At 55.8% G+C, this 12,838-nt stretch carries 12 protein-coding genes; 6 read left to right on the forward strand and 6 right to left on the reverse strand.

Annotated elements, in window-relative coordinates; genetic code table 11:
• Positions 1 to 243: 243 nt before the first annotated feature.
• The 6 genes from SYN7336_RS05435 to ftsH all read left to right on the forward strand — a co-directional run bounded on the left by SYN7336_RS05435 (position 244) and on the right by ftsH (position 7,061).
• Positions 244 to 582: a carbon dioxide-concentrating mechanism protein CcmK gene (locus SYN7336_RS05435; RefSeq protein WP_017324914.1), complete on the forward strand. Its 339-nt coding sequence runs from the start codon at positions 244 to 246 to the stop codon at positions 580 to 582.
• Positions 583 to 617: 35 nt separating this feature from the next.
• Positions 618 to 920: a EutN/CcmL family microcompartment protein gene (locus SYN7336_RS05440; RefSeq protein ID WP_017324915.1), complete on the forward strand. Its 303-nt coding sequence runs from the start codon at positions 618 to 620 to the stop codon at positions 918 to 920.
• 261 nt (positions 921 to 1,181) lie between these two features.
• Positions 1,182 to 3,260 carry a ribulose bisphosphate carboxylase small subunit gene (locus SYN7336_RS05445; RefSeq protein WP_017324916.1) on the forward strand — a complete coding sequence of 693 codons (2,079 nt, stop codon included), beginning with the start codon at positions 1,182 to 1,184 and terminating at the stop codon, positions 3,258 to 3,260.
• A 35-nt stretch (positions 3,261 to 3,295) separates the two neighbouring features.
• Positions 3,296 to 4,135 (forward strand): hypothetical protein, encoded by an 840-nt coding sequence (locus tag SYN7336_RS27720; protein WP_017324917.1) that lies wholly within the window; start codon positions 3,296 to 3,298, stop codon positions 4,133 to 4,135.
• Between the two features lie 69 nt (positions 4,136 to 4,204).
• On the forward strand, positions 4,205 to 4,990 hold the full coding sequence (locus tag SYN7336_RS05455; RefSeq protein ID WP_017324918.1) for a BMC domain-containing protein: 786 nt from the start codon (positions 4,205 to 4,207) through the stop codon (positions 4,988 to 4,990).
• A 211-nt stretch (positions 4,991 to 5,201) separates the two neighbouring features.
• Entirely contained in the window at positions 5,202 to 7,061 is a 1,860-nt protein-coding gene (gene ftsH, locus SYN7336_RS05460) for an ATP-dependent zinc metalloprotease FtsH (RefSeq protein ID WP_017324919.1), read from the forward strand.
• Positions 7,062 to 7,171: 110 nt separating this feature from the next.
• Here the strand turns inward: ftsH and SYN7336_RS24575 are convergent, their stop codons facing one another.
• From SYN7336_RS24575 to SYN7336_RS05490, 6 genes are all read right to left on the reverse strand, one after another.
• Positions 7,172 to 7,753 carry an NYN domain-containing protein gene (locus tag SYN7336_RS24575; protein WP_017324920.1) on the reverse strand — a complete coding sequence of 194 codons (582 nt, stop codon included), beginning with the start codon at positions 7,751 to 7,753 and terminating at the stop codon, positions 7,172 to 7,174.
• Between the two features lie 153 nt (positions 7,754 to 7,906).
• On the reverse strand, positions 7,907 to 9,439 hold the full coding sequence (metG, locus tag SYN7336_RS05470) for a methionine--tRNA ligase (RefSeq protein WP_017324921.1): 1,533 nt from the start codon (positions 9,437 to 9,439) through the stop codon (positions 7,907 to 7,909).
• Positions 9,440 to 9,504: 65 nt separating this feature from the next.
• A complete protein-coding gene (locus SYN7336_RS05475) occupies positions 9,505 to 10,356 on the reverse strand; it encodes an ABC transporter permease (RefSeq protein ID WP_038026599.1) in 852 nt (283 codons plus the stop codon).
• Positions 10,357 to 10,361: 5 nt separating this feature from the next.
• Positions 10,362 to 10,790, reverse strand: a complete 429-nt coding sequence (locus SYN7336_RS27725) for a GerW family sporulation protein (protein ID WP_017324923.1) — start codon at positions 10,788 to 10,790, stop codon at positions 10,362 to 10,364.
• Between the two features lie 27 nt (positions 10,791 to 10,817).
• The gene (locus SYN7336_RS30545; protein WP_156820034.1) at positions 10,818 to 11,327 is read right to left on the reverse strand and encodes a hypothetical protein; all 510 of its coding nucleotides are present in this window, start codon (positions 11,325 to 11,327) and stop codon (positions 10,818 to 10,820) included.
• Between the two features lie 266 nt (positions 11,328 to 11,593).
• The gene (locus SYN7336_RS05490) at positions 11,594 to 12,769 is read right to left on the reverse strand and encodes a sugar phosphate nucleotidyltransferase (protein ID WP_026100720.1); all 1,176 of its coding nucleotides are present in this window, start codon (positions 12,767 to 12,769) and stop codon (positions 11,594 to 11,596) included.
• Positions 12,770 to 12,838 lie beyond the last annotated feature (69 nt).

Below are 12,838 nucleotides of genomic sequence, written 5' to 3' on the forward strand. Positions count from 1 at the left end.
GCGATCTCCAGATCTCCTCTCGCGAATCACATTGAATAAAGTGAACGACACCTTCTAAATGGTTCTAAGTGGGTTAGGGCAGTGCATGCAGCCAGAGAGGCAGTTTAATTGGGCACCGTTTGGCTCCCTGCAGGCCAACTGAACGCAGGAGGTTTTTGGACCGAGTGCTGCCTGGATTCGGCAAAATCTGGATTCGGCAAAATATAATAGAGCGCGCATCGATAGCGTGCCAAAGGAGAAGACATGGCGATCGCAGTAGGAATGATTGAGACTCTGGGCTTCCCCGCTGTGGTGGAAGCGGCAGATGCTATGGTTAAAGCCGCCCGCGTCACACTGGTGGGTTACGAGAAGATCGGGAGTGGCCGCACCACCGTGATTGTGCGCGGCGATGTCTCCGAAGTGCAGGCGTCTGTGTCTGCCGGGATTGAATCGGTGAAGCGGGTGAGTGGCGGCCAGGTGCTGTCCCACCACATCATTGCTCGTCCCCACGAGAACCTGGAGTACGTACTGCCCATCCGCTACACCGAAGAAGTGGAGCAATTCCGCGAGAGCGTCAGCGGTATCCGTTCGCTGCGTCCCTAATCGGGTTTTGACACAGATTGGGGTTGTTTTCGTAGATGAAAATCGCAATTGTTCGCGGTACCGTGGTCAGTACGCAAAAGGAACCTAGCTTGGGCGGCTCTCGCCTCCTGCTAGTTCAGTTTATTGGAGCTGATGGCGAGCCGATCTCCGATTGCGAAGTGGCGACCGATAGTGTGGGGGCCGGTGAAGGGGAGTGGGTGTTGGTAACGCTCGGTAGCGGTGCCCGTCAGATATATTCAGACCGACCTCGTCCGGTGGATGCATTGGTGGTTGGGATTATCGATACGGTCTCTGTTGACAAGCAATTGCTCTACAGCAAGCGCGATCGCGATCGCTAGCCCCAGGCCAGAACAGGTTGCCCCACAGTCCTCCCAAAGGCAACTCTGGCGGTTCCGGCGATCGCAGTTAAGTGACTGGGTTGTAGCTGGGTTTCAAATCCTCTAGTGCAACCCTTTGCTCCGAGAGGTTCGACCGTTGCTTTCGGTTGCTGCAAATTTTCACGAGGATCTGGATTTTCAGAGGATCTAGGTTTTCAGAGGACAGAGGACGATTTTTCAGAGGACTTAGTCAAAGGACATAGATGTCAAAGGACTTAGATTGTGACTGCTCGCACCATCGCTGCGCCTCCTACCCCCTGGTCTAGAGGGCTAGTAGAACCCACCATCGCTCCCAGTGCGTACGTCCACGCCTTCTCCAAAATCATTGGGGACGTTCGCATTCGCGACAATGTTTTGATTGCTCCGGGCACATCCGTTCGGGCGGACGAAGGTGCGCCATTTCAGATTGGGGCGAATACCAACATTCAAGATGGCGTCGTCATCCACGGCTTGGCAGAAGGTCGCGTGCTGGGAGATGATGGCGAACGCTATTCCGTCTGGGTGGGCAACAATACCTCCATCACCCATAAAGCTTTAGTTCACGGTCCTGCCTACGTCGGCGACGATTGCTTTATCGGCTTTCGCTCCACCGTCTTCAATGCACGGGTCAATCGCGGCTGTATTGTCATGATGCACGCCCTGATTCAAGATGTCGAAATTCCGCCGGGTAAGTACGTACCGTCGGGATCGGTAATTGCCAACCAGCAACAGGCAGATCGCCTGCCGGACGTGCAGCCGGAAGATCTGCACTTTACGGCTGAGGTGATTGGCGTCAACGACGCCCTTCGCGCGGGCTATCGATGCATGGCGGATGATACCTGCATCGCGCCCGTTCAAAACGAGCAGGTCGAGCAGCACAGGGGTGGGTTGAGTTCCCCCGCAAGGGGCGAGATCGGCAACGGTCAAAGTTTTTCCAACGGCGAGAGGTCAGGTCTTTCTATGGATATTCAAGAACAGGTACGGCAGCTTTTGGCCCAAGGCTACCGCATCTCTACAGAACATGCCGACGCGCGTCACTTCCGCACGCAGTCTTGGTCCACTTGTCCGGCGATCGCATCCCATCAAGTGGGTCAAGTGATGGCAGCACTAGAAACCTGCTGCCAAGAGCACCAGGGGGAATACGTGCGGCTGTTGGGCGTCGATACTCAGGCCAGGCGCCGGGTGGCAGAGGTCATCATTCAGCGCCCCGGCGATGCTCCCACTCAGTTCTCGACCCGCTACTCGGCCAGCTCGTCGGGAATCGCCAGCAGCGGTCGTCGCAGTAGCACCGCCCCTGCCAGCATCTCGGGGTCAATTGAAGATACGGTGCGCCAGTTAGTTGGCCAGGGCTATCGAATTGGCTTAGAAGTGGCTGACAAGCGTCACTTCCGGGCTAAATCCTGGACTAGCGTCAGTCTGGTTCAGTCCAGCAATCCTTCCGAAGCGGTGGCGGCGGTGCGCGCCTGCTTAGAGGAATACAGGGGGGATTACGTCCGTCTGCTGGGCGTTGACATCCAAGCGAAGAGACGCGTTCTGGAGCAAATTATTCAGCGTCCGGGAGAGGCTCCCGCCCAAGTCATATCGGCAGCCTCTACTAACCGCAGCAGCTCCAGTTATCGCCCTTCGGCTAGAAGTGGAAGTTCGCAGGGGTCCGGCATTAGCGCAGACGCGATCGAGCGAGTTCGTCAGGCGATCGCCCAAGGCTACCGCATCGGCACCGAACACGCCGACAAGCGTCGCTTCCGCACCAAATCTTGGCAAAGTTGCGGCCTACTCGACGCAACGACTGAGTCAGGGATATTAGCCGCTTTAGACAGTTGCATGCAAGAGCATGCCGACGAGTACGTCCAGCTACTGGTCGTCGATACAAAAGCAAAGAAGCGCATTCTGGAACAAGTCATTCAGCGTCCCGGCCAAGGGGCTTCTACTGCAGCCGCACCGGCCCGCAATGGCAATGGTCGCACCCAGACGGGCAGTCGTACCCAAACGGGCAGTCGTACCCAAACGGGCAATGGTCGCACCCGGAGGGGCAACAGAAGCACCCAGACGGGCAGCAGCTACGGCAACAGCCAGCCAGTCTCTGCCGAGCTACAGCAACAAATTCGGCAATTGCTGTCGCAGGGCTATCAGATTGGCCTGGAATATGCTGACAAGCGCCGGTTCAGAGCCAAATCCTGGCAGAGTGTGCCAGTGGGTAATGAGGTCCTATCGGGGGTGGCTGCCTGCTTGAGCGAACACCCCAGCGACTATGTCAAGCTGATTGGCATCGATGCCAAAGCCAAGCGTCGCGTCTTCGAGGAGATCGTGCAGCGACCCCACTGACCCTTGTCGACCTCCCGCTCGGTAGGTTCCTGTTGATGTACATCCAACCCTTACAACCTGTCGAACAACCCGGTTGCTATCACGTCGGGGGCGATGTCACGATTCATCCCTCAGCCACAATCGCGTCGGGGACACTATTGAGGGCAGATCCCAATTGCAAGATTGCTATCGGTGCGGGGGCTTGTCTCGGCATGGGGGTGCTATTGCATGCTAGTGAAGGCACGATTGAGATCGAAGCGGGCGCAAACCTAGGGGCAGGGGTTTTGGTGGTCGGCTACGCTTCGGTGGGTTCCCATAGCTGTGTGGGATCGTCTTCAACGATGCGCAACAGTATCATTGAAGCAGGGCAAATCATTCCTCCCGGCAGTCTGATGGGTCCTTTAGAGGCTCGCTCCCCCGCTCGGGAGGCTTCGCCATCCAAGCAAGCAGAATCTGTTATGCAGACAGACCTGAATGCTTCTGTCATACCGAGTCATGCGCCAGCTGCCCCCACTGGGGCCAGTCAAGTTTCGGGACTGATTTCGGGGCCGCCAGTTGACCCGGCACTCGCGGCTGGTCCCCCAGTTGAGGGTAATTTATCGAATGGAGCGATCGAGCCGATCGCGACAGCAGTGATGCCGCCGACTGTCTCTGCCGAACCGACAGCATCTAGCCACGAGGCTTATGCTAGTAGCAGTCAGGCTGACAATGGGGCTGTCGGCAGCGCAGATCCCTCTGCCCTAACGACCCAAGCTCCGCCTCAGCCCCCCGCCCGAGCCTTTGGGAAATCCCAAGTCAATCGCCTGATGAAATCTCTATTTCCTCACGCACCCTCCTCAACTCCCGAGGCATCGGATTCCAGCTTGCCCCCCTCAACCCCGTCGGAGGGTTCGTAATCCGACTTTGCCAGAGCTGGCGGCGGGCGATCGCTCGCCCGACCTTGCGTTTCCTTAACCCCCCGATCGATGGAGAGCCGCGAACTCAAACTGCCCCCCTTCGAAACCGACGCCGATCGTCGGGCACGCCAGCGTGCTTGGAGCGAAGGGGCATTGGGAATGGTGTCCACCCGCAGTTTTCCAGCAGTGGTGGGAACTGCAGACACAATGCTCAAAACTGCCGGGGTGACACTGATCGGATACGAGCAGATTGGCAGCGGCTACTGTACGGCGATCGTGCGAGGGGGATACGCCGACGTGCGCTTGGCGGTATCGGCTGGAGCGGAGATGGCGGAGGATATCGGCCAACTGGTCGCTCGTGCTGTCATACCGCGTCCTTCAGAAAATTTAGAGGTGGTTTTGCCCATCAGTAGCCGCTTTCAGCAGTTGGTGCGCCAGGATGGCTACAGTCGGCTCAGCAACCAAGCGGTGGGGTTGTTGGAAACTCGCGGCTTCCCTGCCTTAGTGGGCTCTGCCAATGCCATGCTCAAGGCCGCCGAGGTGCAGTTGGCCGCCTACATCAAGACGGGGGATGCACTGTGTACGGCGATCGTGCGCGGCAAGGTGGCCAATGTAGTGTTGGCCCTGGATGTGGGTATGGCTGAAGCAGAAAAAATTGGCGAACTGCATGGGGTGATGGTGATTCCGCGCCCGTTGGACGAACTGGAGCAAACCTTGCCCACCGCGAGCTGCTGGATCGAAGAGCCGCTGGAGTTGCCCGTACAGGTGCGCCGAGAAGAAGCGCAGTTGGTGGAGTTTCCCGACATTCAGGAGTTGGAACAGGTGCCGCTAGAGCGAGAAATTACGGAAGAGTAATCGCAGCAGCGCGATCGCATCCCCTCAGTTCTTCGAGGTTGGGCATTTCCTCATTCTGAGTTAATATAAATTAACAATATTCAAACTCTTATAGCCGGGATCGCTATCCTGGTGGTAACGCACAGGTTTGAGCCAGTGGTTCGGGATAAAGTCGTTTGAGACTGCTTGGGACCGCTCGATCGTCAAGATTCAGCCAAAGGGGACTGATTTAGTGAACAACAAGAAATGGAGAAATGTCGGGCTCTACGCCTTACTGGCAGTAGTTCTCGGCTTAGTCACGCTCAATCTGTTTAATGGTGGTTCTCCCACCCCCAAGCAGATGTCTTACTCCGAACTGCTCCACAGGGTCGAAAGCCGCCAGGTGTCTCAGGTCGTCTTAGAAAATGGCAGTTTGGCGATCGTCAAGCTAGAGCCCAACAACGAAGAGCGCAGAGTCGAACTGCCCGTGCCGTTACCGGATGACTTTTCACAAACCTTACTAGACAACAATGTTCTATTTGATGTCAAGCCGGTTCAGAAAGACAGTCCCCTATTGCGCATCCTCGGCCAGCTTTTTATTCCTTTGCTAATTATTGGATTCCTGTTTTTTTTAGTCCGCCGCGCCCAATCTGGCCCTGGCAACCAAGCCATGAACTTCGGCAAATCCCGCGCCCGCGTTCAGATGGAACCCAAAACACAAATCACCTTCAGCGATGTGGCGGGTATCGAACAGGCCAAGCTGGAATTGGCTGAAGTGGTTGACTTCCTCAAAAATTCCGAGCGCTTTACCATTGTGGGAGCCAAAATTCCCAAGGGCGTGCTGCTGGTGGGGCCTCCCGGTACGGGTAAAACCTTGCTGGCTCGTGCCGTCGCGGGCGAAGCGGGCGTCCCCTTCTTCTCCATCTCCGGGTCTGAATTTGTCGAAATGTTTGTGGGGGTCGGTGCCTCCCGCGTGCGCGATCTGTTCGAGCAAGCTAAGCAAAATGCCCCTTGCATTGTCTTTATTGATGAAATTGATGCCGTCGGTCGGCAGCGCGGCGCAGGTTTGGGAGGCGGTAACGACGAGCGGGAGCAAACCCTCAATCAGCTATTGACAGAAATGGATGGGTTTGAGGGCAACTCCGGTGTCATCGTCATCGCTGCCACCAACCGTCCCGACGTCCTCGACCAAGCTTTAATGCGCCCCGGTCGCTTCGATCGCCAAGTGACTGTCGATCGCCCCGATTACTCGGGTCGCCGCGAGATTCTGCAGGTCCACGCGCGGGGCAAGACCCTCGGCAAAGATCTAGACCTGGAGAAAATTGCCCGCCGTACCCCCGGTTTTACCGGTGCAGATTTGGCCAATCTGCTCAACGAAGCCGCAATTTTGGCTGCCCGTCGCAATTTGAATGAAATTTCGATGGACGAGATCAACGATGCGGTCGATCGCGTCTTGGTGGGTCCGGAGAAGAAGGAGCGATTGTTGAGCGATCGGCGCAAGCGATTGGTGGCCTTCCACGAAGCAGGTCATGCCTTGGTGGGGGCACTCATGCCCAATTACGACTCCGTTCAGAAGGTGACCATTATCCCTCGCGGTCAAGCGGGCGGTCTCACCTGGTTTATGCCCAGCGATGACGACATTGGCTTGATGACCCGCTCTCACTTGCTCAACATGATGACAGTCGCCCTAGGCGGTCGAGTGGCAGAAGAAGTGGTGTTTGGGGACGCAGAGGTAACTACTGGGGCAGCCAGCGACCTGCAGCAGGTGACCCGCATTGCTCGCAATATGGTGATGCGCTTCGGCATGAGCGATCGGATCGGTAACGTCGCCCTCGGTCGCCAATCTGGAAATCCTTTCATGGGTCGCGAGATTGCTAGCGAGCGAGATTACTCCGACGAAACGGCTGCTGCGGTTGATGCTGAGATTCGCCGCTTGGTGGATTTGGCCTACCAGAAATGCCACAAAACCATTGAGCAAAACCGCGAGCTTCTGACTCGAATTGCAGAACGCCTAGTGGATGTGGAAACCATTGATGGTGACGAATTCCAAACCATGATTAACAGCAGTCCTGTGGTTATGCCCGCTCCCGAGCCCGAGCCCGCTCTGGCATAGCGGATCTGAAAAGCTCCAATGGAGTGAAAAGCACCAAAAGCACCAGAACGAAATGTTCTGGTGCTTTTCACTGGGTAGCTGCTGACAAAAGGGAAGCGCGGCTGTTGCGACTACTCTTCTTTGTCAACAGCAGAGCGATCGCCAGGAGAGTGACGGGGGGTTTTCTTGATATCGTCCCGAATGGTTTCCAAATCGACATAGCGATCGGCCACGTTGATCAGTTGGTCGCTAGTCATCGATCGCAAACTGACCACCTCAATTCGCGCCCCTTGATAGCTGACGGCATTGACCGCATAGGCCAAATCGCCATCGCCGCTGACCAAAATCCCCGTATCGTACGATCGCACGAGTGTTAGCATATCCACTGCAATCTCTACATCTAAATTAGCTTTTTTGGACCCATCGGGCAGTTGTACCAAATCCTTAGCAATCACCCGATAGCCATTGCGCCGCATCCACAGCAAAAAACCCTGCTGTTTTTCATTTGCGCGATCGACCCCTGTATAGAAAAACGCTCGCAGCAAGCGGGAGCCTGCGGTTAATCGATAGAGTAGCTTAGTGTAGTCAATCTCGATACCGAGCTGGAGAGCTGCATAGAACAAATTCGAGCCATCAATGAAAATAGCAACCCGACCGCGATTCTCAAGAAAATTTTCTATTGTAGGGCCTGTTTCAGAGGCAAAAGATAGCATTCGTATAACGTCCTAAAAAAAAACTTTAAAAAAGTAAAATCTGAAAAAGGAATCGATTGAAACCTCGAGGCAATAATGGAGCTAACTTCTGTTGCAAGCATCGACTTCAATCAGTATGCTTCTATTTTTGAACTTGCGATGAATCTGCTGTAGCTAGCTTAGCTGCTGAAAGACGGGTTTAGGAGAATGTTTGAGAACCTTAGCAGAAAGACCCCCCCAAGTAACCATTGCCCAATCGAGTCGATCGATACTGTCGAGGGTATATCCCAATTGCACCAGAATACGCAGGCTCAGGTCCGGTACGATTGGCGATAGCAGAATGGCAGCGATGCGCACCGATTCCAACACGGAGTAGAGCACTCGTTCGACGGCGGCTCGATTCCCCTGCTTATATAGAGTCCAAGGCGCTTCGGTTTCCAAGAACTTATTACTGGCTTGAGACAGCGTTAAGACAAGGCTGCCAGCCTGCTTGAAGTGATAGCGATCGTAGGCTTCAGCCACCTGTTCTGGCAGTGCCTCGGCGATCGCCCGCAGCGGATGGTCTGCCGCTATCTCCAGCTCGGGAATGGTGTATTCGCAGTATTTCTGGAGCATTGACAAGCTGCGATTGAGCAGATTGCCTAAATTTTTGGCTAGGTCGGCATTCACAATATCCACAAAGCGCGTTTGGCTGAAGTCACCATCCTGACCCAACTCAATTTCTTTGAGGAAATAATAGCGTACGGCATCAGTGCCATACTGTTCCACTAAGTCGTAAGGGTCGAGGACATTACCCAGACTTTTGCCCATTTTGCGTCCGTCTTTGGTTAGAAAACCGTGGCCGAACACCTGTTGCGAGACAGGAATTCCAGCAGACATTTGCATAGCAGGCCAATAAACTGCGTGAAAGCGCAGAATATCTTTCCCAATTAGATGCAAATTGATGGGCCACCACTTGCGCAGCGCATTATCGAGGCTAGCCGTTTCATCTGCTTCCAAGAGAGCGGTGATGTATCCCAATAAAGCATCAAACCAAACGTAAAGGGTTTGGTCGGGATCGTTCGGTAGGGGAATACCCCAGGTCACATGAGCGCGGGAAATGGAAAAATCTTTGAGGCCCTGCTTGACGAAGTTGAGCACCTCGTTGCGACGGAAGTCCGGTTGGATAAACTCGGGCCGTTCGGCGTAGAGGGTTTCGAGTTTCTCTTGATAGTGAGAAAGGCGAAAGAAGTAATTGGGTTCGTCCCGCCATTCGGTGGGCTTGTGGTGAATGCTGCAGATATGGTCTTCTAGCAATTCAGATTCGTCGTAAAAAGTTTCGCAGCCGACACAGTACCAGCCCTGTTGGTGGCCCAAGTAAATGTCGCCGCGATCCCAGACCCGCTGAAAGAACTCCCTGACAATTTGGCTGTGGCGGGGGGAAGTGGTGCGGCTGAACCGATCGTAGCGAATTTCGAGCAGGTGCCAGAGGCGATCGAATTCAGCGGCAATTTCGTCGCAATGTTGTTGGGCAGGAATATTCCGAGCTTCGGCAGTGCGCTGAATTTTTTGGCCGTGCTCGTCAGTGCCAGTAATGAGTAGAACTTCATCGCCCCGCAAGCGTCGATAGCGGGCGATCGCGTCCGCCGCAATGGTGGTGTAGGCACTGCCGAGATGGGGCAGGCCGTTGACATAGTACAGCGGAGTCGTAACGGCAAAGCGAGGCATGGTGGCTGGGGAGCACTCTCAAATGACGGCAAGACTTCATTATCCTATCTGTTGGCTCCCCTCAACTACTCCCCGAACGATTCCCCCAGAAAAGAGAGGGCGGTTACGAGCAGGGCGATCGCCAGACCGGGGAAAGCTGCAGTCCACCAAATCCCGCTACCGGCGGCAAAGGAATCTAGCGCTACCCGCAAATCTTGACCCCACTCCGGGATCTCTGGGGGCAAGCCCAGACCGAGAAAGCCTAAAGATGCAGCAATCGAAATGGCATCGGCGGCGTTGAGAGCGACGAGCACGGGCAGGCTGGACAGAATGTTGGGAAAAATGTGACGGCGCAGGATCTGGGCGGTGGGAGCCCCCGCGGCGATCGCCGCCTCCACGTAGCCGCGAGCTTTGACGCTGGCCGTTTGGCTGCGCACGACCCGGAAGTAGAGGGGACCGTAGGCCAAAGCCACTGCCACTCCAGCCGTGACGATACCGGGACCGAGCACAAAGGCAATGGCGATCGCCAACAGCAGCCCCGGTAAGGTGTAAATGGCATCCATGACAAACACCGTCGCGCGATCGAACCCTCCTCCCCAATAGCCGCTGAGCAATCCCAGCGGTACGCCAAACCCGAATCCGAAGCTGGTTCCGGCTAGCACCACCTGCAAGGCAGTGCGCGCTCCATAGAGGGTGCGGGAGAGCACGTCATATCCCTGTCGTGTAGTTCCCCACCAATAGTCTGCATTGGGGGCTTGATGGATGGGATGGGGCAGAAATTCAGTTGGATCGCGCAGCCATCCCCATTGCTGCAAGAGGGGGGCAGTTGCTGCCAAGATTGCATACAGCAATACAACAGTCGCACTGACCGCCAATAGGGGTCGCTGTCGCAAGCGCCACCTCGACGACAGTCGCCGAGCGCGATCGGTGAATCCCATCGCCACTAGTCCAACTCCGCTGCCGCTTCAGAGATGGATGCCGCTTCAGAGCTGGCTTCGGCCCGTTGTTGCAGCCATTGCTCCAGCATGGGCATGAGTCCTTCGGCCAACTGAGCCCATTGATTGCTCTCGCGATCGATCGGCAGCAGCTCGACTTTATCGGCCCGAATCACCAAAAACCCCATCGGTTCCACCTTGACGCCACCCCCCGCTCCGCCCCAAAGGCCGCTGCTGCCGTGGCCTCCGTTGTGGCGATCGCCAGCTCCGCCACCGCCGCCGCCCAACCCGAATCGGAGGGAGACATAGGGCACGATTGTCGTCTCTCCCACCGCGATGGGCTCGCCAAACGTCTGTCCAGTTTCTGCCAGCGACCGTAACTTGCTGAGGACAGCATCTAAGACATTATCTACGGGAAAGGCGTTGGGCTCGGACATAGACAATTCAATTGCAGACCGTAAAGGCTAGTACATCCAGGCTACAAGCGATCTCCGTTTCGTCCACACCCATTTTGCGAGCGGGCAGAGCAGCGCGATCGGGCGCAGGCGCAGGCAGGCAAAGCCGCGCGAGCAGAAGCCAACCCGCTCGAAGGTCACGCAGAGCGAGCGCTGCAGAGATGGCGGCAAGCTGGAGAGTAGCACCAGACATTGCCCCGTCAGGGAAGGATCGTCAAAACCGATTTCGGCTTTTAGAGAACAAGCTTCAATCGCGATCGCGGGGCTGAGGGCGTGCAGTAGATCCAGGCCCAACTGCACTCTGCGCCACTGCAGGGGCTTCGAGCAGCGACGCATTAGGGATAGGCGGGGAGACCAACGGGTGCGCTTGCAGACTCTCGTTCCGATTGAAAGATTTGCGGCGATCGCGAACGGGCCGCTCCACGGTTTTCGCCACCGCACTGCAAGCCGCCAGGGCAGCAAGAGGAGGACTGCCCCCAAGAGCAGAAACAGCCCTAAGACTGTTCCCAAAACTATCATGCAGAGCCTCTGCTAACGGCAGTCCGCATTATGCCCCACTCGCGGTGTTGGTAGCGGTGACTACTCTCACCGCTAACCCTACGGGTCTAGCGGGAGCTTCTCAGACTCACGAGTGAGAGTTGCTGTTTCACAGGCATCCCAGCGGATAAGCCTCCATAGCCAGAGAGCGGTAGTCCAACCGCCCTGCGTTTAACTATCCTATCCCCCTCACCGCCAAACGCTCTGCGTTCTGGCGGGAGTACCCCGGAGGTCATGATGGGCGGAATTCAGCTAGGCTTTGCCACCCCCACCAGAGATTCAACCGCCGACAGGGAGTCGGCAGGGGATTCGAGAGTTGGAATGCGGCAGCGGGCATCGCCAATCAGCCAACTGAGATCGTTTTCTTCCGTATCGATGACTTGGCCATCCGCAGACATGCAGTATTTACCCAGCACCATCCGCTGGCTGAGATTCACCCCTCGGGCCACGTGGGTGTAATCGAAAATGACACTCTTATCGATGGTGCATCCCTCATTCAGAATGCAACCGGATCCGATCGCACTCGGGCCGATAATCTTAGTCCCATCGTTGATCCAGGTGCTGCCGCCAATGTAAACGGGTGGGGTTATTTCCACTTTGTCCCAATTGGCCCGTACATTCAAACCCACCCAGACGCCGGGGGAAATTTCAGTACCGGGCACCTCGACCGCATTGACTTCCCCTTTGAGGACTTTTTGAATGGCTTCGTAATAGTCAGGAGTGCGGCCAATATCGACCCATTGGAAGTCAGCCGCCACCCCATAAAAAGGAGCGCCTGCTTCGACCAGCTTGGGAAACAGATCGCCGCCGATATCGTATTCGCATCCAGAGGGAATGTAGTTGAAGATCTCTGGCTCGAAGATGTAGATGCCGGTATTGATGGTGTTGCTCAGGGCCTCTTCCACCGAGGGCTTTTCTTGGAAAGTTTGGATTTTGCCCTCTGCATCCGTGACCACCACGCCATAGCTGGGCACATCTTGCTCGGGCACCTCGCGCATGACGATGGTGGCGATCGATCCTTTGGCTTTGTGGAAGTTCACCACTTGGGTCAAGTTCAGGTCGATGAGGGCATCGCCACACAGCACCACAAATGTTTCATCAAAAAAGCCAGAGAAATCTTGAATCTTGCGCAAACCGCCCCCTGAGCCAAGCGCCTCTGCGATCGGCTCGCCATCTTCAAAATGCCCCTCGAACGAGAACGCCATCTGAACGCCCCATTGCTGGCCATCCCGAAAGTAAGTTTCAATTTGGTCTGCCAAGTGACTGGTATTGACCATGATTTGATTGAAGCCGTGCTGTTTGAGCAATTCGACCAAAAACTCCATCACGGGCTTGTGCATGATGGGAATCATGGGTTTGGGAATCAGATAGGTAATGGGCCGGACCCGCGTTCCCTTACCAGCCGCCAGAATCATTGCTTTCATCGCCCAAGCCTCTCCACAACAACTGCGGTGCCTCTTTCCTCGAATCGAGATACGGTTATCGAGTCGAGC

The sequence above is a fragment of the Synechococcus sp. PCC 7336 genome (assembly GCF_000332275.1).
Taxonomy (GTDB): Bacteria; Cyanobacteriota; Cyanobacteriia; order Thermostichales; family PCC-7336; genus PCC-7336.